Genomic DNA, 24993 nt, shown 5'->3' on the forward strand with positions numbered 1-24993 from the left:
TGATCCGATCAGGCCCCGTCCCCATCTTGAAAAGAGGAGCGGCCAACGTGCCGCTGTTCCCGCGTGCTGAGGAGGACACCATGTCTGGCAACGCGAGGGGGCATCCTGACGGCCACCGCGATGACATGAACGCGGCGAGCCTGTTGCGTCTGGGCCTGTTCGGATCGATCGCCTTCCTGATCGCGTCGACCCTGCCGCACGACCTGATGGCGGCCTCGCTCAGTTCGCTGTTGTGGATCGGCGCCATGATCTCGGCCATGCTGGCGGCGTTCGTCGGCGAGTCGCTGACCGCGCCCCACCTGACGCGCTGGGACGAGGCGGCCGTGCTGGTGCTGCTGAGCATCCTGCTCGGGTGGTTCGTCGATCCCCAGGCGATGATGAGCCACGTCCAGGCCATGCGGTCCTGACGTCAAGCTCCGCCACGCCGAACCCGGACACCGACGCTGACGACCGCTGTGGCCGCAGACCCGGCGCGCGGCGGCGAGCCGGTGGCCGACCGTGTCCCTTTGTCCCCCTTTGATGTCCTGTGCTATAGGGGTGTCACAGTTGGCACGTTTGATGCGCGGGACCTCAGGGGAGGGAGGAAGGACATGGAACGCGAGGCGATGGAATTCGACGTGGTGATCGTGGGCGCCGGACCGGCCGGGCTGGCCGCCGCGATCCGCCTGCGCACGCTGGCCGTGGAAAAGGGGAACGATCTCAGCGTCTGTGTGCTGGAGAAGGGCTCCGAGGTGGGCGCGCACATCCTCTCCGGCGCCGTCATCGAGCCCCGCGCATTCGACGAGTTGATCCCCGACTGGCGCGACAAGGGCGCGCCCATGGATCAGCCCGCCGGCGACGACCGCTTCCTGTTCCTGACCCAGGGCCGGGCCATCCCCCTGCCGGCGCCGCCGCAGATGCATAACAAGGGCAACTTCATCGTCAGCCTGGGCAACGTCTGCCGCTGGCTCGCGGAGCAGGCCGAGGCCATGGGGGTGGAGATCTACCCCGGCTTCGCCGCCGCCGAGGTGCTGTTCCACGACGATGGGTCTGTCAAAGGCGTGGCCACCGGCGCCATGGGGGTAGGCAAGGACGGTCAGCCCACAGAACAGTTCGAGCCCGGCATGGAACTGCACGCCAAGCAGACCATCTTCGCCGAGGGCTGCCGAGGCTCCCTGACCAAGGGCCTGATGAGCCGGTTCAATCTGCGCGAGGGCGTACAGCCGCAGACCTACGGCATCGGCATCAAGGAATTGTGGGAGGTCGATGCGTCGGTTCACAAGCCGGGCCTGATCGAGCACACCATCGGCTGGCCGGTGCCCAGCGACGTCTACGGCGGTTCGTTCCAGTACCACTTCGGCGACAACATGGTGGCCGTCGGTTTCGTCATCGGCCTGGACTACAAGAACCCGCATCTCAGTCCGTTCGACGAGTTCCAGCGCTTCAAGACCCACCCGGCCATCCGTCCGACGTTCGAGAACGCCCGCCGTGTGGCCTACGGCGCCCGCGCCCTGGCCGAGGGTGGCTGGCAGTCCATCCCCAAGCTGTCGTTCCCCGGCGGCGTTCTGGTGGGCGACACCGCCGGCTTCCTCAACGTGCCCAAGATCAAGGGCACCCACACGGCGATGAAGTCCGGCATGCTGGCCGCCGAGGCGGTGTTCGATCACCTGACCGCCGACAAGGCCGGCGCGGCGGGCGGCTACCAGGAGGCGGTGCAGGCCTCCTGGCTGGGACAGGAACTCAAGAAGGTCCGCAACATCCGTCCGTCGTTCAAGTGGGGGCTGTGGGGCGGCCTGGGGTATTCGGCGCTGGAGGCCTATGTGTTCCGGGGGGCCATGCCCTGGACCCTGGGCCACCACGAGGACCACGCGGCCCTGAAAAAGGCCTCCGAGTGCCCGCGCATCGACTATCCGAAGCCGGACGGCAAATTGACCTTCGATCGCCTGTCGTCGGTGTACCTGTCGAACACCAATCACGAGGAAAACCAGCCGTGTCACCTGACGCTGAAGGATGATACGGTGCCGACCCGGATCAATCTGGCCGAGTACGCGGGACCGGAGGCGCGGTTCTGTCCGGCCGGGGTGTATGAGTTCGTCGAGGATCAGGCCGGCGCCGGCCAGCGCCTGCAAATCAACTTCCAGAACTGCGTGCACTGCAAGACCTGTGATATCAAGGACCCGACGCAGAACATCAACTGGGTGGTGCCGCAGGGCGGCGACGGTCCCAACTATCCGAACATGTAGGGCGCGCGCCGCCCGCCCCGGGACCGGAGACACCCTTCACGAAAGGAACCAAAGCGTTTGCGTGACGACGGCACCCTGAGGACGCGCCTTCATCCGGTCGGTTCCGGTTCGGGCGCGCTGACCGCACCCCGGGCGGCGGTTCGCGCTTCGGTGGTCGCGCTGGGGCTGGCCCTGGCCATGGTGCCGACGGCCTGTGCCCAACCGCCGGCCTCCGGTGATGGCGGTCAGGCCGGACGCGCGGTTCTGGCGGCCGGCGATCTCAGCCCGGAGGCAGCGCTGGCCCCCCGGGCCGGATCGACCCTCGGCGAGAACGATGACGAGGCGGCCCGCTTCGGCCGTGCCCTAGGCAAGTACCTCGCCGGCCGCGCCGCGCAGCACGCCAAGGACATTCCGGCGGCCGCCGACCTCTACGCGGACGCCCTGGCCGCTGACCCCGACAATGTCCTGCTGATGCGCCGGGCCTACTACTACCTTGCCGCCGACGGGCGTTTCGACGAGGCGGTGGCGGTGGCCCGACGCACGGTTGAGGTTCTGCCGGACGAAGATTTCGCCCCGTTGCTGCTGGCCACCGACGCGATGCGCCGGAACGCGCCGAATGAGTCTGTCGCCATTCTGGACGGCCTGCCCCCGCGCGGTCTGAATGGCTTTCTGCAGCCCCTCCTGGCCGCCTGGGCGCACCTGGGCGCCGGCGACCTGGAGGCCGCGCTGAAGGCCCTGGACCCGGCGCGCGGCCTGATGTCGGCGCGGCGATTGGTGGATCTTCACGCCGCGTTGCTGGCGGAAAGGGCCGGGGACGCCGAGCAGGCGCTGGAGCGCCTCGACGCCTATCTGGAGGACGGCCCGCCCGAGAACGCGCGTCCCCTGGAACTGGTGGCCATGATGCTGGTCCGCCTGGGCCGGCTGGACCAGGCCCGTGACATGGTGTCCGAGTTCGTGGCGGCGGGGCCGGTGCCGCTGGCCATTTCCAGTCTCGCCGACGGACTGGAAACGGACGGCGCCGAAGCCATGCCGATGCTGGTGAACGATGCCACCGACGGGTTCGCCGAGGCCCTGTACCACACTGGGCTGATGCTCGGTCAGGGTCAGGGGTCGGAGACGGGCATCGTGCTGATGCGTCTGGCCCTGGCGGTCAAGCCGGACTTCCCGCGCGCCACGCTGGCCATCGCCGAGACCCTGCGCCGGATGGAACGTTTCGAGGCCGCCAACGAGGTCCTGGGGGACCTGGACGCCTCCGGACAGCCCGGGCTGGACTACGTGGTCCAGTTGTATAAGGCCGAAAACCTGGAACACCTGGAGCGCATCGACGAGGCGCTGGCCCGCTACGACGCGCTGGCCGAGGGACATCCCGATCAGGTCGAGCCGCTGGTGGACAAAGGCGACCTGTTGCGCCGCGCGGAACGGTACGACGAGGCCGCCACCGCGTACGGTGCGGCCATCGACCGGATGGCCGACGGCGATCCGACGCTCTGGGCCGTACTGTACCGCCGGGGCATCGCCTATGAGCGGGCCAAACAGTGGGATCCCGCCGAAGCGGACTTCCTGCGCGCGCTGGAGTTGGAGCCGGATCAGCCGGAAGTGCTGAACTACTTGGGCTATTCCTGGCTCGACCAGGGCCTGCACATCGAGCGCGCCGTGGCCATGATCAAGGACGCCGTGCGCCAGCGGCCCAACGACGGGTACATCGTCGACAGCCTGGGATGGGGGTTCTACCTGTTGGGGCGTTACGAGGAAGCGGTGCGGGAGTTGGAACGCGCCGTCGAACTCCGCCCCCAGGACTGGACCATCAACGACCACCTTGGCGACGCCTACTGGCGCGTCGACCGGCGCCTGGAAGCCCGCTTCCAGTGGGAACGGGCACTCAGCCTGGAGCCGAACGAGGACAAGATCGAGGCCATTGAGACCAAGATCGACGAGGGCCTGCCCCCGGCGGAGACCGTCGTGCGGGAGGTCGCCCATTGACCGGCGCCGACCCCGTGCCCGATGCCGCGCCGATCCGTCTGGCGGCGCCGGCCAAGGTCAACCTGCATCTTCACGTCACCGGCCGGCGGGACGACGGTTATCACTTGCTCGACAGCCTGATGGCCTTCGCCGGCGTCTTTGACATTGTCACGGTGGCGCCGGCCGAGGACCTGTCGCTGCACATCGACGGGCCGCATGCGTCCGCGCTGGCGGGCATGGATCCCGAGGACAACCTGATGATGCGGGCCGCCCGCCGCCTGGCCGAGGCCGCCGGGCTGGAGCCGTACGCCCGCCTGACCCTGACCAAGCGGCTGCCGGTGGCCGGCGGCATCGGTGGAGGCTCCGCCGACGCGGCCGCCGCCCTGCGGGGCCTTTACCGGATGTGGGGCCTGGACCTGAACGACAGGACGATGCTCCGTCTCGCGCTGCGGCTCGGTGCCGATGTGCCGATCTGTCTTTTCGGCCGCGCGGCCAACGTCGGCGGCATCGGCGAAACCCTGGATCCGGCCCCGCCGCTGCCGCCGGTGCCGATGCTGTTGGTCAATCCCGGCGTTCCGGTTTCGACGCCGGAGGTGTTCCGCCAGCGCACGGGCGAGTTTTCCCGGCCGTATCCCTTGCGTGACGGGCCGGTCAACGCGGTGGCGTTGGCCAACGAGCTGGCCGGCCGCCGGAATGATCTGGAGGCACCAGCCCGCTCGCTGTGCGACGAGGTCGGCGAGACGCTGGCCCTGCTCGCCGACCAGGACGGCGCGTTGCTGACCCGGATGTCGGGCAGCGGCGGGACCTGTTTTGCCCTGTTCTCGCAGGACGCGGAAGCGGAGGTCGCCCACGCCCGGATCGCCTGCGAACAGCCCGACTGGTGGGTGGCGCACACACACCTTGTCTCGGACGCGCGGGCGCTGGACGCGCGGGTCGACGCGGAGGTCGCCTGACCCGCACCGATCTCGCCACCTGAAGAAAGCAACGGACCCCACGCGGGAGACCTGACCCGGCATGGACCCGCAAGCCGAACTGATGGATGTCCTGGCCTCCGGGCTGGCGCATTGTCATGTGGTCATCAGCGACGAGGGCGGGCTGCTATCCAGTCTGGCGCTGGCCGGACTGGCCGGCGGCTTCACCCACTGCGCCGGCATGTGCGGACCGTTCGTGCTGGCCCAGGTGACGGCGCGCCTGGAGGCCATTCCCGCTAACCGCATGCGCGAACTCCACCGTCTGACCGGCGCGGCGCTGGTGCCTTACCACCTGGGGCGGACGACCACGTATGCGGTGCTCGGCGCGGCCCTGGCCGGGCTCGCCGGGGCGATCAACCGCTCCGGACTGCTGGATTGGATCTCGGCCGCGCTGCTGCTGGTGGCGGCCCTGCTGTTCATCGGCTACGCGCTGCCGCGCCTGCGGGTGAGCGTGCCCGGCGGCGCCAAGGCAGAGGCTTGGTGGTCGGACCATGTGGGGCGACGGGCCCGCCCCCTGATGCGCGACCCGGTGGGCTGGCGCGGCTACGGACTGGGCGTGATGCTGGGGTTCATCCCGTGCGGACTGCTGTACGGAGCCTTGGCGGCGGCGGCGTCCAGCGGCGAGATCCTGACCGGTGCCCTGGCCATGGCCGTGTTCGGGCTCGCCACAGTGCCGAGCCTGCTGGTGGTCGGCGTCGCCGGCGGGGTGGCCGCGACCCGGTTCCGGAGCGCCATGGCGGTGGCGGTGCCGGCGCTGATGCTGCTGAACGCCGGCGTTCTCATCTATCTGGCCGTGATGCTGGTGATCTGACGTCGGCGGGGCATGCGCGGCTCGGGCCGCTGCGCGCGCACCCTGGACCCGCTCTCCCCTTTTTCGACGACCCGGCCCCGGATTGACCGCCCCGCCACCGCCTCACTCCGGCGGCATCAGGCGGAAGTCCTTCAGGCGCGTCATGATGGGCGTGTCATATTCCGCAGGCACCGGCTTGCGGTTGAACAGCCAGTCCATGATGTGCGCGTCCGGCTCCTCCAGCAGGGTCTCGAACTGGTCCAGTTCGATGTCCGACATGCCGGCCAGAAACTCCTCGGCGAAGCCGCCCAGGATCAGGTCGGTTTCCTTCATCCCGCGCAGCTTGGCGCGGTAGAGTATGCGCTTGCGTCGGTCGTCCATGATGCGCTCCGGCCGCGACCACGACGGCGGCGGCGCCCGCCGTCCGGACATGGTATATCCGGTCATGTCGTGTCTGTCAGCCATTTGCCGACGTCCAAAGCCCGAGCCGCCATGCGCCCCGAACTGCTTTATCCGTTGTTCCAGCCCATCACGTCCCTGAAGGGTGTGGGGGGGCGTGTGGCACCGCTGATCGAGAAGCTGGCCGGGCCGAAGGTGGTGGACGTGCTGTGGCACCTGCCGACCGGTGTCATCGACCGGCGCCACCGCCCCAAGGTCGCGGAGGCTGTGCCCGGCCGCATCGCCACCCTGGTCCTGACCGTCGATGAGCACCGCCCGCCGCCGCCGGCCAGCCGGGCGCCGTACCGGATTGCCGCCTCCGACGAGACCGGCACCCTGACCCTGGTGTTCTTCCGCGCCAGCCGGGACTACATGATGAAACTGTTGCCCATCGGCGAGCAGCGCGCGGTCAGCGGCCGCATCGAATACTACAACGACCTGCCGCAGATGGCGCACCCGGACCATGTGGCGCCGGTCTCGGAACTGGCGGAGATCCAGACCGTCGAGCCGGTCCACCCGCTGACCCAGGGCCTGACGCCGAAGACGCTGCGCAAGGTGGTGGAGTCGGCGCTCGCGGCGGGGCTGAAAGTGGCCGAGCAGACGCCGGAATGGCTGGACCCCAGCGTGCTGGAGCGCCACGGCTGGCCGGCCTGGGGCGAAGCCCTGCGCGCGGCGCATCACCCCGAGGACGAGGACGCCCTGTCGCTCCACTCGCCCGCGCGCCAACGGCTGGCCTACGACGAGCTTCTGGCGACCCAGCTTGCCTTGATCGTGGTGCGGGCGAAGATGCGCGAGCGACCGGGCCGCGCCCGCGTCGGAGACGGGTCATTGCGCGACACGGCGTTGGCCGCGCTGCCGTTCGACCTGACCGGCGCGCAGCGGCGGGCACTGGACGACATCGCCGCCGACATGGCCAAACCGGCACGGATGCTGCGCCTGCTTCAGGGCGATGTCGGCAGCGGAAAGACCGTGGTGGCATGGCTGGCCATGCTGGGCGCACTGGAGGCTGGCGCCCAGGCGGCGTTGATGGCGCCGACCGAGATCCTGGCCCGCCAGCACTGGACCACGCTGGCGCCGCTGGCCGAGGCGGCCGGCGTGCGACTCGCCCTGCTGACCGGGCGCGACAAGGGCGCGGCGCGCGAGGAGACCCTGGCCGATCTGGCGGAGGGGCGGATCCAGGTGCTCGTCGGCACCCATGCCCTGTTCCAGGCCGACGTGACCTTCCGCGACCTGGGTCTTGTGGTCATCGACGAACAGCACCGCTTCGGCGTCGATCAGCGGCTCGGCCTGTCGGCGAAGGGGCGGGACGCCGACGTTCTGGTCATGACCGCGACACCGATCCCGCGCACCCTGACGCTAACGATGTACGGCGACATGGATGTCTCGTGCCTGGACGAGAAGCCGCCGGGCCGCCAGCCCATCGAAACCGTGCTGCTGTCGTCTCAGCGCCTGCCGGAGGTGGTGGACGCCCTGCGCCGCGCCATCGGCGGGGGCAACAAGGTCTATTGGGTCTGCCCTCTGGTAGAGGACTCCGAGACCCTGGACCTCGCCGCCGCCGAAAGCCGGTACGAAGATCTGCGCGCGCGCTTCGGCGGTCGGGTGGGGCTGGTGCACGGCCGCATGAAGCCGGCGGAGAAGGACTCGGTCATGGCCCGCTTCTCCGGCGAGGGCGTGGACATCCTGGTGGCCACCACGGTCATCGAGGTGGGCGTGGACGTGCCCGCCGCCACGGTAATGGTCATCGAACACGCCGAACGCTTCGGGCTGGCGCAACTGCACCAGTTGCGCGGCCGCATCGGGCGCGGGTCCGGCAAGTCCTCCTGCCTGCTGATGTATCAGGGACCGCTGGGCGACATCGCCCGCGAGCGTCTGAAGGTCATCCGCGAGACCGAGGACGGTTTTCGGATCGCCGAGGAGGACCTGCGGCTGCGCGGCGCCGGCGAGGTGCTGGGCACCCGCCAGAGCGGCCTGCCCGACTTCCGGCTGGCGGACCTGGAGGCGCATGCCGACCTGCTGGCCATGGCCAGCGACGACGCCAAGCTGATCGTGGCCCGCGACCCGGATCTGGAAGACGAGCGCGGCCGGGCGCTGCGCGTGCTGCTGTACCTGTTCGAGCGCGACGCGGCGGTACGGACGTTGAGGTCGGGGTGATACCGCCCGACGAAAAGGTTGACCTTTTCGGAGGGCGGCCGGCGCGCCTCTGGCATCGCTTCGCGATGCCAGCTTCACCAAAATGGGGGCCGGCGCCCACGGCGCCGCTTCGCGGCGCCGATTTAAGGATGGCCGCCTTTTGGGCGGCCGGGGCGGCGGAGCCGCGCGCCCCAACGGGGCGCTGCGGCGAGAAAATCAAAGACTCAGCTTTGTCAGCGCACCGAAGTGACTCTGGCCGGAAGTGCCATTCTGATCGCGGCCCGGTATGACAGGGCGCGCGAGGTCCCAGCAGCCTGCCATGCTCTTTCCAACAACATTCCCGGAACCTGCCGCAATTCGGCCGTGGTCCCGGAGATCATGGGTATGTACGAAGTCCGCTTGATTCGTTCCGGTTCGGTGGGCGTTGGCTGTCTCCTTCCCCCGTCGGGGGGAGGTTGAAAGAGGGGCGAGGTCGTTTTCGCGCTGGCGGTGCTTGCAACTCCACCCCCGCGTGTTTCCGATATCAACCTCACCCCCGCCCTCCCCCATCCAGGGGAGGGAGTCCGGGCGGCGAACTCTGCCAGAACCGTTCATCATGCCAGCGGGTGCGAATGGATCTTCCGGATTTCGTATGACACGCGCCCCATCCGTCGACGCGAACCATCGGTCGCTTGATCCATGCCGGGGCGCGGCCTACATCCTGAGCACCAGTCCGTCGGCATCGGCGCCACACCGTGGTCAAACACCGCCGAAGCCGCCAGCCATCCGGGAGAACCGCCCTTGTCTCGTCGCTCTGTTTCCACAGCCACCGCACGCGCCGTGTCCGCCCGTGAAGAGCGCCGTCACGCCGCGTTGCGCTTCGCCAGCGTGTTGCTGGTGCTGTCAGCGCTTACCCTGACCCTGGTGCCGGCCCTGGCCCAGGCCCGGCCGGCGCCCGACGGTTTCGCCGACATGGCGGAACGCCTGCTGCCCTCGGTGGTCAACATCTCCACCACCCAGACCGTCAGTCCCGAGCGCGGCCCCTCGATCCCTGGTTTCCCGGAGGGCTCGCCGTTCCATGACTTCTTCGAGGACTTCATGGACCGGCACGGTGGACCGTCGCCGATGCCGGGGCCACGTCAGGCGACCTCGCTCGGCTCCGGGTTCATCATCGATGCGTCCGGCTACATCGTCACCAACACCCACGTCATCGCCGACGCCGACGAGGTGACCGTGACTCTGTTCGACGACACGACCCTCAAGGCCGAGATCGTCGGCCGCGATCCCAAGACCGACATCGCCTTGTTGAAGGTCGAGCCGGACGGAGAGCTGCCGGCCGTGCCCTGGGGCGATTCCGATGCCGCCCGGGTGGGTGACTGGGTGGTGGCCATCGGCAACCCGTTCGGCCTGGGCGGCTCGGTGACAGCCGGCATCATTTCCGCCCGCGCCCGCGACATCAACGCCGGTCCCTACGACAGCTTTATCCAGACCGATGCGTCGATCAACCGTGGCAACTCCGGCGGCCCGCTGTTCAACCTTGACGGCGAGGTCATCGGCATCAACACCGCCATCTTCAGCCCCAGCGGCGGCAGCGTCGGCATCGGCTTCGCCGTGCCCGCCAACCTCGCCAAGCAGGTCATCAGCGATCTGCAGGAATACGGCCGCACCCGGCGCGGCTGGCTGGGCGTGCGCATCCAGACGGTGACGCCGGAAATCGCCGAGAGCTTGGGCCTGGAGGACGCGCGGGGGGCGCTTGTGGCCTCCGTCACCCTCGACGGCCCGGCCGAGGAGGCCGGTCTGCGCGCCGGCGACGTGATCCTGTCCTTCAATGATCGCGACATCGAGGAAATGCGCCGGCTGCCCCGCATCGTCGCCGAGACGGCGGTTGGCGCCGAGGTGCCGGTCGAAGTGTGGCGCGACGGCTCGCAGAGTACGTTCAAGGTGGAACTGGGTGAACTGGAAGCCGCCGAGGAACAGGGGCTGCTGGCCGCCGAGAACAACGGGCAGAGCGCGCCCGACGACTCCGGCGAGTCGGGCGGGGCCGACGTTCTGGGCCTGACCCTGCAACCCGTCACCCCGGAACTGGCCCGCCATTTCGGTCTGTCCGAGGACAATCCCGGTGGCGTGATCATCACCCGGGTTGACCCGGACAGCGACGCCGCCCGCAAGGGCCTGGAGGCCGGCAACGTCCTGGTCGAGGTCAACCAGAAGCCGGTGAGTTCCGTCTCCGACGTCCAGGCGGCCCTTGATCAAGCCCGCGAGGACGGGCGCGGGTCGGTCCTGCTTCTGGTCCAGCGCGACGAGGCCATGTCGTTCATGGCCCTGAAGCTGGAGCCATGACGACGGCGCCAGCCTGACCGCGTGACAAACGATCGGCCGACGGTGGGACCCACGCCGTCGGCCGGTTCGCGTTTGAGGGCCCCCGCTTCTTCTGTTGGGTCTACTGGCACATCCGGCTTAGCGTGTCCTCGGTCTCGTCGGGGGGCGGCGTGCCCGACACCACCAGGATATCGGTGTAAAGACCGGTCATCCCCACATGCTGATGTATCCGGTCCAGAAGGCGCCGTTTCAACGCGGGCGCATCGTCCAGGGTTTCCAGGTCCTCAGTGGTGAGCGGTTGCTCCGTCAGCGCGAACAGAAGCGCCTCCTGCGCCCATGGCGCCTTGTAACAGGCCAACACCTTTTGGTCGGGATTGGGCACCAGACGGGCGGTCAGGGGTTGATAGCGGGAGCGACTGCCCTGGGTTATCGGCAGCCAGAGGGCCTTGAGCTGTATGTAGCGGCCGTCCACCGTGTCAGCCTGGCTGCGCGGCGGCGCGCCTTTTCCGCCGCCCCCACCCGACCCGCCATGACTGTCGCCGCCGCCATGACTGTCGCCGCCACCGTGACTGTCGCCGCCGCCGCCATGACTGCCGCCGCCGGCGGCCCAGGACGGTCCCACCGGCGCAACGAGCAGGCCGAGCGTCAGGGCGATACAGAAAAGGTGCTGGGCGAGGCGGTGCCGCGCGCCACGGGTGCTGTCGGATGCGGTGCTCATGATCGCGCCTCTTTGCCGGACGAGGGGGCGTCCCGAGCACGTAGAGCGGACGAAGGCCTCTCATCCGCCGGACGCGTCGGAACCCCTCCTGCTTATCGGCATTCGTCCGTCCGGCCAAGGGCCGGAGCGATCACGCGGCCCAGCGGCGCCCGGACAGGCGCACGTCCAGGGTCCGCCCCCGCACGACGCGCGGCGGGACCGAAGGCGGCGCCGTCACGGCACCGGTCAGCAGCAACAGATCGGGCCGTCCGCGCGGCATCAACGGGCGGGGGGAGCCGGCATGGGTCCTGCGCGAGGAGGACGGGCGGAGGGTCGGAACCACCGGCCGCCGCCCCAGGGAAAACAGCCCCCCCAGAAGACATCGCACAATCATGACACACGCAATCCATAGAAAAATCGACACAACATCAAACGTGCCTGGACCGAAGATGTTTCGGCCCAAACAGGGAAGCATGACGACTGAATGTAAGTCTATGACGCGGATCACATTCACCGGCCACGACATGTCGGTGAACACTTCATGGTCCGTGCCGATCCGTACCCCGACACATCATCCGCACCAAACGCGTGGACATAGTATACGGCCTAAAGCCCCCTGTCCGAAAGATATTTTTGTGGCGTTCCTTGGTATGGCGACACCTTCGGAATGACGCCCAAGCCCTTGTATTCCGGACTCAAAAGTAACGTTCAGGCCGTTGGCGCCGGCGCATCGGGCAGGCCGGTCGTGGTCGAATGTTCGAAGTGCAGGGTCTCGCCGGGATACACGCTTTCATAGGCCGCGTGGGCGGCCATCGCCGCTTCGGAGAACCCGGTCAGGATCAGCTTGAGCTTGCCGGGGTAGCTGGCCACGTCACCGATGGCGAACACGCCGGGCAGGTTCGTGGCGCAGGTCGCCGGATCGACCGGGATCTGGTGGCGCTTCACCTCGATGCCCCAGGCGGAAATCGGCCCCAGGTCGTTGGCCAGCCCGAAAAACGGCAGCAGAATGTCCGCCTCCAGGCGTCGCGTGGCGCCGTCCAGGTCGGCGACGACCACAGCCTCGAGTCGCTGGCCGTCGCCCTCCAGCCCGTGCAGTTGATAGGGGGTCACAAGCTCGATCCGACCCGACTCGCCCAGCGCCTGTAGGCGGGCCACGCTGTCCGGCGCGGCGCGGAACTTGGCGCGGCGATGCACCACCATGACCCGCTCCGCCACGTCGGACAGCGACAGCGCCCAGTCCACCGCCGAGTCGCCGCCGCCGGCGATGACCACGCGCTTATCGCGCAGGGCCTCGCGCCGGCTGACCATGTAGAACACGCTGGTGCCCTCGTACGTCTCGATGCCGGCCAGCGGCGGCCGGTTGGGGCCGAACGCGCCGGCCCCGGCGGCGATGAGGACGGCCGGGGCCTCCAGCACGGTGCCGGCGTCGGTGGTCAGGCGCCACGCGGTATCGTTCTCGGTGCGGCACAACGACTCCGCCCGCTGGCCCAGGTGGAACGTGGGCGCGAACGGCTTGGCCTGCTCCAACAGGCGGTCGACCAGATCACCGGCCAGCACGCGCGGGCAGGCGGGAATATCGAAGATCGGCTTTTCCGGATACAGCGCCGTGCACTGGCCGCCCGGCGCGTCGAGCACATCCACCACATGGCAGCGCAACCGTGCCATGCCCAGTTGGAAGATGGCGAACAGCCCGACCGGGCCGGCGCCGATGACAATCACGTCGGAACGATGAACGGTGGCTTCGGACATGGCACGGGTCTCCGGGTTCTGGCGGCGCGGTGGCCTGACATACCGGGGCACCGGGCCGCCCGCAAGCCCGGGCAGCCCCGGCCGGCGTTGCGGCATTGGGGCCGGGCCGCTACAACGCTGGCCATGACCGCTTCCCGTTTTGATCCACAGCCGGACACCGGCCTGGCAGACGCGCCGTTCGATCTGCCCGACGAGACCGCCACCGCGCATCTGGGCGCGGCGTTGGCCGGCCTGTTGCGGGTGGGGGACGTGGTGGCCCTGCGCGGTGACCTGGGCGCCGGCAAGACGGCGCTGGCCCGCGCGATCATCCGCGCGCGCGTTGGCGATCCCATCGCCGAGGTGCCCAGCCCCACCTTCACCCTTCTTCAGACGTATGACGGCACCGACGGCCTGCCGCTGGCACATTATGACCTGTACCGCCTGGACCGGCCGGAGGACGTGTTCGAACTGGATTTCGACGACGCGCTGGCAAGCGGCGCCACCCTGATCGAATGGCCGGATCGGCTGGGCCCCCTGCTGCCCCGCGACCGCCTCGATCTGACCCTGACCATCGCCGGTCCCACGGCCCGCCACGCCGTGCTGACGGCCTCCGGGCTGGCGTGGGCCGACCGCCTGAAAAGTCTCCGCGCATGATCCGCGACCGTACCGCCGCCCGAACCGCGTTCCTCGCCCTGGCCGGGTGGGGCAACGCCACATGCGCGGTGCTGGCCGACGATGCCTCGTTCCGCAAGTACTTCCGTCTATCGCGGGCGGATCGCTCCGCGGTTTTGATGGATGCCCCGCCGGAGCACGAGGACACCGCCGCCTTTGCGCGCCTTGCCCGGCACCTGACCGGGCTCGGGTACTCCGCGCCGGAGATTCTGGCGGAAGACCACGTCCATGGATTCCTGCTGCTGGAGGACCTGGGCGACGAGACCTACACCCGCCGACTGGCCGCCGGAGCGGACGAGTCGGCCCTGTATGCGCTCGCCGTGGACCTGCTCGCCGACCTGCACCGCCGACCGGCCGTCAACGTCCTGCCGTCGGCACTGGTGCCGCCCTACGACGACGCGTGCCTTCTGGCGGAGGCCCGCCTTCTGACGGACTGGTACATGCCGGCGGTGCTGGACGACGCACCAGACGCGGACGCCGTGGCCGACTACGAGGCCCGCTGGCGCGCCGCCTTCCCGCTGGCGCGCGCGGTGCCGGACACCCTGGTGCTGCGGGATTTCCACGTCGACAATCTGCTTCAGGTGGCGGGCCGGACGGGTCTGGCGGCGTGTGGCCTGCTGGACTTTCAGGACGCCGTGGCCGGGCCGGTGACCTATGATCTGGTGTCGCTGCTGGAGGACGCGCGGCGGGACATCGACCCGGCCCTGGTCGCGGCGATGACGGCGCGGTATCGTGACGCCGTGCCGGGCCTCGACCCGGACGCCTTCGCGGCCAGTTGGGCGGTGCTGGCGGCGCAGCGCCACGCCAAGGTGATCGGCATCTTCACCCGCCTGTCGCGCCGCGACGGCAAACCTCGCTACCTGGGCCACATTCCCCGGGTCTGGCGGCTGATGGAAGCGGCCCTGGCCCACCCCGCGCTGTCAAACGTGCGCGCCTGGATCGACTGCCACATTCCGCCCGAGCGCAGGACCGCCCCGCCATGACCCCTCGCGCCCACCAGCCCGTCGCCATTCCGCCCGTGGGCGACGTCGCCATCCCGCGCCGTGCCATGGTGCTGGCGGCCGGCCTGGGCACCCGCATGCGGCCGATCACGGATCACACGCCGAAGCCCTTGGTGCCGCTGAGGGGCCGTCCGGTGATCGACTGGACGCTGGATCGTCTGGCCGCCGTTGGCGTCGAATCGTGCGTCGTCAATGTCCATCATCTTGCCGACACGGTGAGGGACCATCTGTCCGACCGCCGCGCGCCGCGCATCGCCTTTTCCGACGAGACCGACCGCCTGATGGACACCGGCGGCGGTGTGCGCAAGGCCCTGCCGCTGCTGGGCGCGGGGCCGTTCTTCGTCATCAACGGTGATGTGGTGTGGCTGAACGGGGTGCGTCCGGCGCTGACCCGACTGGCGGAGGCCTGGGACCCGGCCCGCATGGATCTGTTGCTTCTGGTGCTGCGGCTGGCCGGGGCCAACGGCTACGACGGCCGGGGCGACTTTTTCGTCGATCCCTGGGGGCGCCCGCGTCGGCGGCTGCCGCACGAGATCGCGCCGTTCGTCTATGCCGGCGTCATGATGACCACGCCGGCCCTGTTCGAGGGGACGCCGGACGCGCCGTTCTCGCTCAACCGGCTGTTCAACCGGGCGTTGGACGAGGACAGGATCAGAGCCGTGCCCCATGATGGCGAGTGGTATCATGTCGGCACACCCGCCGCGCTCGCCCTGGCGGAGGAAAAGCTGGGCGAGCCCGGCCCGAGCAGCGATCAGTAGTTCGGGAGTTGTCTGCTTTGTCCCATCGACAGAGAGCATATCTCTCGACGACACACGCCGTCATTGCGAGGAGCGTAGCGACGAAGCAATCCAGGGCGTATGTTTGCACTTTCCGCCCTGGATTGCTTCGCTCGCGTCTGGCGACGCAGGCTCGCAATGACGAAGCTTCTTTCCGCTCGGCCGTGCCCTGCCGACACCGGTGGTAGACATAAACCATGCCCGCCTTGCCGCGCGTCTTCACCATCGCCCCGACGCGTCCGTTCGTGGACGTGCTGGCCGCCGGACTGCTGGCGCGTCACGCGGACGATCCGCTGACGCTGGCCGATGTCATCGTCCTGCTGCCGACACGCCGGGCCTGCCGTACCTTGCGCGAGGCCTTCCTGAGGCGCAGCGAGGGGCGGGCGTTGCTGTTGCCGCGCATGATGCCGCTGGGTGACGTGGACGAGGACGACCTGGCCCTCGCCGGCGCCCCTCTGAAAGGTGAGACGCCGGCCGACCTGCCGCCGGCCGTGCCGGACCTGCGCCGCCGGCTTCTGTTGGCCCGGCTGATCCAGGCACGGCCGCTGGGGCCGGACGGCCGTCCGCCGACGCCGGAGATGGCCGCCCATCTGGCCCGCGATCTGGCCGCGCTGCTGGACCGGGTACAGACCAACCGGCTGTCCTTCGACCGCTTGGTGGCCCTGGTGCCGGAGCGCTACGCCGCGCACTGGGGCATTACCGTCGAGTTTCTGCGCGTGCTGTTCGAGGTCTGGCCCGCCGTTCTGGAAGAGGAGGGCGCCCTGGACCCGGCGGCGCGGCGGGACCGGCTGATGACCGCCCGGGCCGAACGCTGGCGGGGCGCGCCACCGGACGGGCCGGTGATCGCCGCCGGCTCGACCGGGTCCATTCCCGCCACGGCGGACCTGTTGGCGGTGGTGGCCGACCTGCCCCAGGGTGAGGTGGTGCTGCCTGGGCTCGACCGCGATCTGGACGACGACAGTTGGGCGGCGCTGGACCCCACCCATCCCCAGTACGGGCTTCGGGAGTTGCTTGGAAAGCTGGGGGTGGCGCGCCGGGACGTGCCCGACTGGCCCTCGCCTCTTTCGCACGTTCTAAACAATTCCAACGCACCGCCGCAAACCGGACTCCTCCCCCCGGAGGGGGGAGGCTGGGAGGGGGCAGAAGCGGACAACAGCCGCTTGGCCTCTTCCGCATCACCCCCACCCCAACCCTCCCCTGTCCAGGAGAGGGAGTCCCGCCTGCGCCTCGTGTCAGAGGCCCTGCGCCCGGCCGAGACCACCGACGCGTGGCGCGCGGCCCCTGCCCTGCCGCCGTCGGCGCTGGCCGGGGTCGAGCGGGTGACCGCCCCCGGCCCGCGCGAGGAGGCCGAGGCCATCGCCCTGATGATGCGCGAGGCGCTGGAGACGCCGGGCCGCACCGCCGCGCTGGTCACGCCCGACCGCGATCTGGCGCGGCGGGTGGCGGCCCTGCTGGAGCGCTGGGGCTTGACCGTGGACGATTCGGCGGGCCGGCCGCTGGCGGTCACGCCGCCCGGCGCGTTCCTGCGCCTGTTGGCGGTGGCGGCGGCGGAGGGGCTGGCACCGGGGCCCCTGCTCGACCTGCTGCGTCATCCCCTGGCGGGTGGCGGCCTGGACGTGGGCCGCTTCCGCGCCGACGTGCGCGCCCTGGAACGGCGCGTGCTGCGCGGCCCGCGTCCGCCGGCGGGCTTCGACGGTCTGCGTCGGGTGGCGCGGGCGCGCGGCGTGCCGGTGGATGGCGGCCTGATGCGTCTGCTCGACCGGCTGGAAAGGCAGGTGGGCGCGTTCCTGGCCATGATGGAGGGACCGGCGCTGCCGCTCCGCGCGCTGGTCGAGACCCATATGGAGGCCGCCGAGGCGCTGGCCGCGACACGCACGACGGCCGGCCCACTGCGTCTGTGGGCGGAGACGGCGGGCGAGGCCGCCGCCGCCTTCGCCGCCGAACTGGCCGAGGCCGCCGACGGTCTGCCGGATCTTGAGCCGCGCCACTATCCCGGACTGTTCGACGCCCTGATGACCGGCCGCGCCGTGCGGCCGCCCCAGGGCGGACATCCGCGCCTGTCCATCCTGGGGCCACTGGAGGCGCGGGCGTGGCACGCCGACCTGATGATCCTGGGCGGGCTGAACGAGGGCACATGGCCGCCGGCCGTCGAGGCCGATCCGTGGATGAGCCGGCCCATGCAGGCGGACTTCGGCCTGCCGCCGCCGGAACAGCGCGTCGGCCTGTCGGCGCATGACTTCGCCCAGGCCATGGGGGCGCCGCGGGTGGCCCTGACCCGGGCGGAGCGAGTCGAGGGCACGCCGACGGTGCCGTCCCGCTGGCTGCTGCGGCTCGATGCGGCCACGACCGCCACCGGGCTGGCCGAAGCCTGGACCGATGCGACGCGCGCGCCCTGGCTGGACTGGGCGGCACGGCTGCGGGCGGTGGAGGCGGTGGAGCCCGCGCCGCCACCCGCCCCCGCCCCGCCGGTTGACGCGCGGCCGGATCGCCTGTCCGTCACCCGCATCGAAACCTGGCGGCGCGATCCCTACGGCATCTATGCCCAATACGTCCTGGGGCTGGAGGCGCTGGAGGCGCTGGACCGCCCGCTCGGCGCCAGCGACTACGGCGAGCTGGTTCATGCGGCACTGGAACGTTTTCGGCTCGCCCATCCGGGCACATTGCCCGACGATGTCGAGGGCGCGTTGATCGAGATCGGTCGCGATGTCTTCGCCGAAGGCATGGCCGACGCGGCGGTGGCCGCCTTTTGGTGGCCGCGCTTCGACCGCACGGTGACCTGGGTCGCCGCCCAGGAGCGCGCGCGGGCGGCGGCGCTGCGCCGGGTTCATGTTGAGGTCAAGGGCGAGATGGCGCTGGAAGGCGTGACCCGGCCGTTCACCCTGACCGGGCGCGCCGACCGGGTGGAGGCGTACAGGGACGGTTCCCTCGTGGTGGTGGATCACAAGACCGGTCAGCCGCCGCGTAAGACCGAGGTCGCCGCCGGCTATGCCCCGCAACTGCCGCTGGAGGCGGCCATGCTGGCCGCCGGCGCTTTTCCGGACGTGCCGGCCGGGCCGGTGACCGGGCTGGAATACTGGCGTCTGCGCGGCGCGCGCGACCAGGGCGGCGAGGTGCGCGCGGTCGCCGACGACCCGCCGGCCCTGGCGGCGGAAGCACTGGCCGGACTGGTGGCCCTGGTCAACCTTTACGCTCGGCCGGAGACGCCCTATCCCGCCCGTCCGGTGCCCGACAAGGCGCCGCGCTACTCCGACTACGAGCACCTCGCCCGCGTGCCGGAATGGTCCACCGCCGGCGACGAGGAGGGGGAGGGATGACGCCAACCGACGCTTGGTCGCGCGCCTTTCGTTGACCCGCCCGCGCGGTCACACGACATCCGTTCGATTCAGTCGGCCGCGACGACCGACGTCCCGTAGGTTGGGGTGAGGGGCAACGCTCCGAACCCCAACGGATGCGGCCCACAGATCCAGACGGTGTTGGGGTTCGCTCCGCTCACCCCAACCTACGCGGATATCCCGTTCGACGGACGCGCCGGAAACGCCTTACCGTCATCCCGCAGCGCTACATAGGCGGTCACACGACATCCGTTCGATTCAGTCGGCCGCGACGACCGACGTCCCGTAGGTTGGGGTAAGGGGCAACGCTCCGAACCCCAACGGATGCGGCCAATAGAGTCGAGCGGTGTTGGGGTTCGCTCCGCTCACCCCAACCTACGCGGATATCCCGTTCGACGGACGCGCCGGAAACGCCTTACCGTCATCCCGCAGCGCTACATAGGCGGTCACACGACATCCGTTCGATTCAGTCGGCCGCGACGACCGACGTCCCATAGGTTGGGGTGAGGGGCAACGCTCCGAACCCCAACGGATGCGGCCAATAGAGTCGAGCGGTGTTGGGGTTCGCTCCGCTCACCCCAACCTACGCGGATATCCCGTTCGACGGACGCGCCGGGAACGCCTTGCCGTCATCCCTGAGCGCCACGTAGATCGCCGGGATCACGAGCAGCGTCAGCGCGGTGCTGGACGCCAGCCCGAACACCAGCGACAGCGCCAACCCCTGAAAGATCGGGTCGGCCAGGATGAACGCCCCGCCGATCATCGCCGCCAGTGCGGTCAGCAGGATCGGCTTGAAGCGGATGGCGCCGGCGTCCAGCAGAACCTCGCGCAGGCACGATGCGCTCGGCTGGCGCTGCTTGATGAAGTCCACCAGCAGGATGGAGTTCCTGACGATGATGCCGGCCAGCGCGATGAAGCCGATCATCGACGTGGCGGTGAACGGGGCGTTGAACAGCCAGTGCCCGAACACGATGCCGATCAGGGTCAACGGCACCGGAGTCAGGATCACCAGCGGCGCCTTGAACGAGCCGAACTGCGCGACCACCAGAAGGTAGATGCCCAGGATGGCGACGCCGAACGCCGCCCCCATGTCGCGGAAGGTGACGTAGGTGATCTCCCATTCGCCGTCCCACAACAGCGTGGGCTCGGCCGTGCTGTCCGGCTGGCCGTGCAGGCGGATCCCCGGTTCGGGCAGGCCCAGGCCCGCCCAGTCGTGGGCCTTCACCCGGTCCTGGACCTCCAGCATGCCGTAGATCGGCGCCTCGAAGCGGCCGGCCAGTTCGCCCATCACCATGTCGGCGAAGTGGCCGTCGCGGCGGAACAGGGTGTGCGACGCGGGCTCTCGGGACAGGGTCACGACGTCGCCCAGTTCGACGAACCCGTCGGCGCCGGGGACCGGCGTCGTAAGCAAACGCTCGCCCGGGGTCAGGCCGGCCTTGGGCAGGCGCACGGCGATCTCGATGGGGTCGATGCCGTTGCCACGATGCGAGTAGCCGACACTGACCCCGCCGAGCAGGGCGGCGATGGTGTCGTAGACCGCCTCCTCCTCCACGCCGTGGTACTCCAGCGCCTGCTGGTCGATGGCGATGCGCAGGCGCTCGGCCGGATCGCCCCAGGAATCGTCCACATCAACGATGAAATCGACATCGCTGAAGATGCCCTTCACTTCCCGCGCCACCGCGCGCCGGGTCTCCTCGTCCGGGCCGTAGATCTCGGCCAGCAGGGTGGCCAGCACTGGCGGCCCCGGCGGCACCTCGACCACCGACAGGGCGGCGCCCTCGGGCAGGTCCATGCCGGCGAGGCGTTCGCGCGCGTCCAGGGCGATGGCGTGGCTGGCGCGGTCGCGGTGGTGCTTGGCCGTCAGATTGACCTGCAGGTCCCCCAGATTGGGCGCCTCCCGCAGATAAGAGTGCCGCACCAAGCCGTTGAAGTTGAACGGCGCCGCCGTGCCCGCGTGCAACTGCATCGACGTCAGTTCGGGCAGGTCGGCCAGCCGCCGCGCCGCATCCATCAGCGTGCGCTCGGTGTCCTCCAGGGTGGCGTCCTCAGGCAGGGTCAGCACCACCTGAAGCTCGCTCTTGTTGTCGAAGGGCAGCAGCTTGACCGTCACATCCGTCGTATAGAACGGCAGGCAGGCGACGAGGGTCGCCACGCCGACCGTCAGCAGGAAGGCCCAGGCCCGCCAGCGGCTCTTCAGCACCGGGGTAGCCACACCCCGGTAGAACCGGCCCATGGGGCCTTCCTTTCCGTGTCCGTCCGATCCGGCCATGCGCGCGGCCCGCTTGCCGGCCACCTTCAGCAGCAGCCAGGGCGTCAGGATCACGGCGACGAAGAACGAGAAGATCATGGCCGCCGACGCGTTGGCCGGAATGGGGCTCATGTACGGCCCCATCAGGCCGGAGACGAACATCATCGGCAGCAGTGCCGCGACGATGGTCAGGGTGGCGACGATGGTCGGGTTGCCGACCTCGGCCACGCCCTCGATGGCCTTGCGGACCACCGACCGGTCGTCCTTCATGGCCCAGTGCCGGGCGATGTTCTCCACCACCACGATGGCGTCGTCCACCAGGATGCCGATGGAGAAGATGAGTGCGAACAGACTGACCCGGTTGATGGTGTAGCCCATCATCCAAGCGGCGAAGAGGGTGAGCAGGATGGTGGTGGGGATCACCAGGGCAACCACGATGCCCTCGCGCCAGCCGATGGCCAGGGTAATCAGCAGAACGATGGAGACGGTGGCCAGTCCCAGGTGAAACAGCAGTTCGTTGGACTTCTCCAGCGCCGTCTCGCCGTAGTTCCGCGTGACTTCGACCCGGACACCCTCGGGGATCAGGCGGCCCTGAAGGCCCTCCAGCCGCTCCAGGATGGTGTCGGCCACCACCACCGCATTGGCGCCCTTGCGCTTGGCCAGGGCGATGGAGACGGCGGGTGTTGCGGCGATGGAATCGTCCTCGCCTTCGGCGGCCGGGGCGATGCGCCAGACGCGGTGGTCCAGCGGCTCGGTGCCGACAACCACGCTGGCCACGTCCTTGACGTAGACCGGCCGGCCGTCGTGGCTGGTCAGGAGCAGGTCGCCGATGTCGGCCACGCCCTGGAGCGTCTGGCCGGCCACCACAGGCACGCTGGCGCCGGCCTCGCGCAGCCGGCCCAGGCGGAAGGCGCGGTTGGCGTTCTCCAGTTTCTCCACCAAGCGGTTCAGCGGAATGCCGTATAGGGCGAGCTTTTCCGGGTCGGGCTCGACACGGATCTGGTCCGGACGCCCCCCGACCAGAAAGGTCAGGCCGACGTCCCTAACCTTGATGAGCTCGACCAGCAATTCCTCGGCCACCGCATGGAGGCCGGCATCGGTCCAGCGGTCGGCAACCTCGGGTTCGGGCGACAGGGTCAGCACGACAATGGGCACGTCGTTGATGCCGCGCCCGACGATCAGAGGTTCCGGAATGCCCAGCGGGATTTGGCTCAGGTTGGCGCGGATGGTCTCGTGGACGCGCAGCATGGCCACGTCCTCGTCGGTGCCCACGTTGAAGCGAGCGGTGACGGTCACATGGTCGTCCACGGTCTGGCTGTAGACGTGATCGACATCGTCGATGCCCTTGACGATGTCCTCCAGGGGCTTGGTGACCAGTTCGACGGCGTCCACGGCCTTCAGGCCGTCGGCCTGGACCACGATGTCCACCATCGGCACCGAGATCTGGGGCTCTTCCTCACGCGGCACCGCGAACAGGGCCAGCACGCCGACGACAAGGGCGGCCAGCAGCAACAGCGGCGTCAGCGGCGAGCCGATGAAGGATTGGGTCAGGTGACCGGAAACACCCAGTTTCATCAGTGCGCGCCCTCCCCGGCGTCATGCGAAGCAGCGGCCTCGATGGCGCCGCACGCCACCGGCATCAGCACATCCCCGGGGCGCAGGCCGGACAGCACCTCCACCCCGCCCGGCACCGGCGCGCCGGTCTGCACCACCACCACGCGCTTGCCCTCAAGGCAGGCGCTGGTGACACCGAAGCGGGTGCTGAGATAATCGGGCGGCACGACAAAGGCGGTGCGCACGCCGGTGACGATGTCCACCAGGGCGCGTTCACCGACGAAGTACCCGCCCAGGCCCTCGACCTCGACATCGGCGATGACACGGCCGTTCTCCAGTTCGGGATAGACCTTGGTCACGGTGCCGTCGCGCCAGTCCGTGTCGGCGGCATCGGACGCGTCCGGGTCCAATCCGCGCGGTCCCACGCGGACGCCATCGCCGACCTTGATGAACCGCGCATGACGCTCCGGCAGACGCAGACGCAGCACATAGCGTTCCGTGGCCACGCGGGCGAGCGCCTCGCCGGGCATGACGACGCTGCCCTCGGAGACCATCACGTCCAGGACGCGCCCGGCGGCCGGGCTCAGCACGTCGCCTTCCGAGACCTGCTGGCGCAGCACCTCCATTTCGGATTGCAGCGAGTCAAGCTGGCGTTCCGCCACTTCCATGGCCGTGCGGGCGGCATCCAGGCGGCTCTGCGGCGCCACCCCCTGGGCGCGAAGCTGTTCGGCGCGGCGCAAATCGGTGTCGGCCTGATCGACCGTGGCGCGCTGGGCCTCGAGCTGGGAGTCCAGGGCCTGCATCCGGGGCGCCAGCTTGTCGTCCACCACCAGGGCGACGCGCTGGCCGCCCGCGACCGCGTCACCCTCATCCACCGTCAACTCATGCACGGTCCCACCCAGGCGCACCCGCGCGGCCAGCACGTCCACGCTCTCCACGGTGGCGAAAACCGCCTTGCGGTCGGCGATGCGCTGGGGTTCGACCGTCAGGGAGTCGGCCCTGAGCGGTGGCATGCCGGCCAGGGTCAGCATGACGACAAGCCCGGCAAGGGCGAAGAGGCTGTGGCGCGACGGCGGCATGGCGGACCTCCCGGAACAGGCACAAATTGGTCGATTTCGTGTTGACAGCATATTAGCACGTGCTAATTTATGCAACATGAATGTGAACGTGGATCGCCTGCACGAACACACGGCGCGGGCCGCCGCCCTGCTGAAGGCGCTGGGCAATGACCGGCGGCTGCTTATTCTTTGCTCCCTGGTGGACGGCGAGAAGACCGTTGGCGAACTGGAGACCAAGGTGGGTCTGGGACAGTCGGCGCTGTCGCAGCATCTGGCCCGCCTGCGCCGCGACGGGCTGGTGGCCACCCGAAGGGCCGCGCAACACATCCACTATCGGCTGGCCAGCACGGACGTCCTGGCCGTGATCGAGACCCTGGCCGCGCTGTATTGTCCCGGCGGGGCGGGGCCGGACGGACTGATGCGCGGCGGGCCACCCGAAGCGCCCGGCGAAACGGCGCCCAAGGGCGGCGGGTGAGGGAGCGGACAGACGGCCGATTGTGGTTCTGCCGGGATCTGGCACACTTGACCTTGGCCCCCACCGTTTCAACCACAGCCTCCGCGAGCCCCCCATGATGCAGGATATCGGAACGGCCCTCGGTCTCGTCCTCGTGATCGAGGGCCTGTTGTATGCCCTTCTGGCCGCGCCGATGAAGGCCCTGATCCGCGCAGCCCTGGACATGCCCGATGCACAACTGCGCATCAGTGGTGTTCTGACCATCGCCCTGGGGGTTTTCGTGGTCTGGCTGGCGCGCGGATGAGGGAGAGCGCCACCGGCCGGGACAAGGCATGCGCGGCTTTCAAGGCACATCTGCTGATAAGGAGTTGGTGGTGGAGCGGGCAGGCCTGATAGTCTTTTCCCGTTCGGCGCGAAGTGTGATGCTGAGCCTGATGGTCTCCGCATCTTCGTCGTTTTCTTTTCCGGGATGCGCCTGCGGGCGGGTTTCGGATGTCTCCTTTGTGATGTGAACCTCCCTGTTCGACTTGCCCCGGCCGCTTCTCGCGCGCCGGGGCTTTTGTTTTCCCGCGTATTCGGGATGGGCCGGGCCCAGCCATGAGAGAATCGCATGGACACCATACAAAAACGGCTGTGGTCCTGACAGACCCGCGTCCGTAAGTATCAGTGGTGAGTTTGGTACGAGG

At 69.4% G+C, this 24993-nt stretch carries 19 protein-coding genes; 13 read left to right on the top strand and 6 right to left on the bottom strand.

Translation table 11 applies throughout. The features are described 5' to 3' along the window. Positions 1-80: 80 nt before the first annotated feature. From BLS85_RS05870 to BLS85_RS05890, 5 genes are all read left to right on the top strand, one after another. Positions 81-407: a hypothetical protein gene (locus tag BLS85_RS05870; protein WP_143027100.1), complete on the top strand. Its 327-nt coding sequence runs from the start codon at positions 81-83 to the stop codon at positions 405-407. A gap of 183 nt (positions 408-590) precedes the next feature. Beyond that, the gene (locus tag BLS85_RS05875) at positions 591-2222 is read left to right on the top strand and encodes an electron transfer flavoprotein-ubiquinone oxidoreductase (protein WP_092783649.1); all 1632 of its coding nucleotides are present in this window, start codon (positions 591-593) and stop codon (positions 2220-2222) included. A 57-nt stretch (positions 2223-2279) separates the two neighbouring features. Beyond that, positions 2280-4181, top strand: a complete 1902-nt coding sequence (locus tag BLS85_RS05880) for a tetratricopeptide repeat protein (RefSeq protein ID WP_092783652.1) — start codon at positions 2280-2282, stop codon at positions 4179-4181. Beyond that, positions 4178-5113, top strand: coding sequence for a 4-(cytidine 5'-diphospho)-2-C-methyl-D-erythritol kinase (locus tag BLS85_RS05885; RefSeq protein ID WP_245699098.1), 936 nt, complete (start codon positions 4178-4180; stop codon positions 5111-5113). The genes BLS85_RS05880 and BLS85_RS05885 overlap by 4 nt, the downstream gene beginning before the upstream one ends. Positions 5114-5174: 61 nt before the next feature. Then, positions 5175-5942, top strand: a complete 768-nt coding sequence (locus BLS85_RS05890; RefSeq protein WP_092783655.1) for a sulfite exporter TauE/SafE family protein — start codon at positions 5175-5177, stop codon at positions 5940-5942. Between the two features lie 102 nt (positions 5943-6044). Here BLS85_RS05890 and BLS85_RS05895 read toward each other — a convergent pair whose 3' ends face one another. Next, complete coding sequence (locus tag BLS85_RS05895) at positions 6045-6386, bottom strand: FAD assembly factor SdhE (protein WP_245699099.1); 342 nt, start codon at positions 6384-6386, stop codon at positions 6045-6047. Between the two features lie 27 nt (positions 6387-6413). Between BLS85_RS05895 and recG the strand changes: the two genes are divergently transcribed. Next, a complete protein-coding gene (gene recG, locus BLS85_RS05900; protein ID WP_092783658.1) occupies positions 6414-8510 on the top strand; it encodes an ATP-dependent DNA helicase RecG in 2097 nt (698 codons plus the stop codon). A gap of 759 nt (positions 8511-9269) precedes the next feature. Further along, the gene (locus BLS85_RS05905; RefSeq protein ID WP_425438467.1) at positions 9270-10808 is read left to right on the top strand and encodes a DegQ family serine endoprotease; all 1539 of its coding nucleotides are present in this window, start codon (positions 9270-9272) and stop codon (positions 10806-10808) included. 100 nt (positions 10809-10908) lie between these two features. Here BLS85_RS05905 and BLS85_RS05910 read toward each other — a convergent pair whose 3' ends face one another. The 3 genes from BLS85_RS05910 to BLS85_RS05920 all read right to left on the bottom strand — a co-directional run bounded on the left by BLS85_RS05910 (position 10909) and on the right by BLS85_RS05920 (position 13233). Further along, entirely contained in the window at positions 10909-11505 is a 597-nt protein-coding gene (locus BLS85_RS05910; RefSeq protein ID WP_092783664.1) for a hypothetical protein, read from the bottom strand. A gap of 130 nt (positions 11506-11635) precedes the next feature. After that, positions 11636-11878, bottom strand: coding sequence for a hypothetical protein (locus BLS85_RS05915; protein ID WP_092783667.1), 243 nt, complete (start codon positions 11876-11878; stop codon positions 11636-11638). A gap of 314 nt (positions 11879-12192) precedes the next feature. Further along, positions 12193-13233: an NAD(P)/FAD-dependent oxidoreductase gene (locus BLS85_RS05920; RefSeq protein ID WP_092783670.1), complete on the bottom strand. Its 1041-nt coding sequence runs from the start codon at positions 13231-13233 to the stop codon at positions 12193-12195. A 123-nt stretch (positions 13234-13356) separates the two neighbouring features. Between BLS85_RS05920 and tsaE the strand changes: the two genes are divergently transcribed. The 4 genes from tsaE (at position 13357) to addB (ending at position 18975) form a co-directional block, all read left to right on the top strand. Continuing rightward, positions 13357-13866 (top strand): tRNA (adenosine(37)-N6)-threonylcarbamoyltransferase complex ATPase subunit type 1 TsaE, encoded by a 510-nt coding sequence (gene tsaE, locus BLS85_RS05925; protein ID WP_092783673.1) that lies wholly within the window; start codon positions 13357-13359, stop codon positions 13864-13866. Continuing rightward, positions 13863-14867, top strand: coding sequence for an aminoglycoside phosphotransferase family protein (locus BLS85_RS05930; RefSeq protein ID WP_092783676.1), 1005 nt, complete (start codon positions 13863-13865; stop codon positions 14865-14867). The genes tsaE and BLS85_RS05930 overlap by 4 nt, the downstream gene beginning before the upstream one ends. Then, entirely contained in the window at positions 14864-15643 is a 780-nt protein-coding gene (locus BLS85_RS05935) for a nucleotidyltransferase family protein (RefSeq protein ID WP_218128313.1), read from the top strand. Before BLS85_RS05930 ends, BLS85_RS05935 begins: the two co-directional genes overlap by 4 nt. 215 nt (positions 15644-15858) lie before the next feature. Next, positions 15859-18975 (top strand): double-strand break repair protein AddB, encoded by a 3117-nt coding sequence (addB, locus tag BLS85_RS05940; RefSeq protein ID WP_092783679.1) that lies wholly within the window; start codon positions 15859-15861, stop codon positions 18973-18975. A 601-nt stretch (positions 18976-19576) separates the two neighbouring features. On the opposite strand, the gene BLS85_RS05945 is transcribed toward addB, so the two are convergent. Both BLS85_RS05945 and BLS85_RS05950 read right to left on the bottom strand, forming a co-directional pair. Continuing rightward, on the bottom strand, positions 19577-22816 hold the full coding sequence (locus tag BLS85_RS05945) for an efflux RND transporter permease subunit (protein ID WP_092783682.1): 3240 nt from the start codon (positions 22814-22816) through the stop codon (positions 19577-19579). Continuing rightward, the gene (locus tag BLS85_RS05950) at positions 22816-23874 is read right to left on the bottom strand and encodes an efflux RND transporter periplasmic adaptor subunit (RefSeq protein ID WP_245699100.1); all 1059 of its coding nucleotides are present in this window, start codon (positions 23872-23874) and stop codon (positions 22816-22818) included. Before BLS85_RS05950 ends, BLS85_RS05945 begins: the two co-directional genes overlap by 1 nt. An 88-nt stretch (positions 23875-23962) precedes the next feature. Between BLS85_RS05950 and BLS85_RS05955 the strand changes: the two genes are divergently transcribed. Beyond that, the gene (locus tag BLS85_RS05955) at positions 23963-24328 is read left to right on the top strand and encodes an ArsR/SmtB family transcription factor (RefSeq protein WP_425438468.1); all 366 of its coding nucleotides are present in this window, start codon (positions 23963-23965) and stop codon (positions 24326-24328) included. 94 nt (positions 24329-24422) lie between these two features. Continuing rightward, positions 24423-24611, top strand: coding sequence for a DUF2065 domain-containing protein (locus tag BLS85_RS05960; RefSeq protein WP_245699101.1), 189 nt, complete (start codon positions 24423-24425; stop codon positions 24609-24611). The last annotated feature ends 382 nt before the right edge of the window (positions 24612-24993 follow it).

The organism is Rhodospira trueperi, from assembly GCF_900101965.1.
Classification (GTDB): domain Bacteria; phylum Pseudomonadota; class Alphaproteobacteria; order Rhodospirillales; family Rhodospirillaceae; genus Rhodospira; species Rhodospira trueperi.

Bases quoted from the DNA above. Each gene is read 5' to 3' on its own strand.
- BLS85_RS05890 (WP_092783655.1), top strand. From the start codon at position 5,175: ATGGACCCGCAAGCCGAACTGATGGATGTCCTGGCCTCCGGGCTGGCG.
- BLS85_RS05935 (WP_218128313.1), top strand. From the start codon at position 14,864: ATGACCCCTCGCGCCCACCAGCCCGTCGCCATTCCGCCCGTGGGCGAC.
- BLS85_RS05910 (WP_092783664.1), bottom strand. From the start codon at position 11,505: ATGAGCACCGCATCCGACAGCACCCGTGGCGCGCGGCACCGCCTCGCC.
- addB (WP_092783679.1), top strand. From the start codon at position 15,859: ATGCCCGCCTTGCCGCGCGTCTTCACCATCGCCCCGACGCGTCCGTTC.
- tsaE (WP_092783673.1), top strand. From the start codon at position 13,357: ATGACCGCTTCCCGTTTTGATCCACAGCCGGACACCGGCCTGGCAGAC.
- BLS85_RS05875 (WP_092783649.1), top strand. From the start codon at position 591: ATGGAACGCGAGGCGATGGAATTCGACGTGGTGATCGTGGGCGCCGGA.
- BLS85_RS05915 (WP_092783667.1), bottom strand. From the start codon at position 11,878: ATGATTGTGCGATGTCTTCTGGGGGGGCTGTTTTCCCTGGGGCGGCGG.
- BLS85_RS05945 (WP_092783682.1), bottom strand. From the start codon at position 22,816: ATGAAACTGGGTGTTTCCGGTCACCTGACCCAATCCTTCATCGGCTCG.
- BLS85_RS05870 (WP_143027100.1), top strand. From the start codon at position 81: ATGTCTGGCAACGCGAGGGGGCATCCTGACGGCCACCGCGATGACATG.
- BLS85_RS05960 (WP_245699101.1), top strand. From the start codon at position 24,423: ATGATGCAGGATATCGGAACGGCCCTCGGTCTCGTCCTCGTGATCGAG.
- BLS85_RS05895 (WP_245699099.1), bottom strand. From the start codon at position 6,386: ATGGCTGACAGACACGACATGACCGGATATACCATGTCCGGACGGCGG.
- BLS85_RS05920 (WP_092783670.1), bottom strand. From the start codon at position 13,233: ATGTCCGAAGCCACCGTTCATCGTTCCGACGTGATTGTCATCGGCGCC.
- BLS85_RS05950 (WP_245699100.1), bottom strand. From the start codon at position 23,874: ATGCCGCCGTCGCGCCACAGCCTCTTCGCCCTTGCCGGGCTTGTCGTC.
- BLS85_RS05930 (WP_092783676.1), top strand. From the start codon at position 13,863: ATGATCCGCGACCGTACCGCCGCCCGAACCGCGTTCCTCGCCCTGGCC.
- recG (WP_092783658.1), top strand. From the start codon at position 6,414: ATGCGCCCCGAACTGCTTTATCCGTTGTTCCAGCCCATCACGTCCCTG.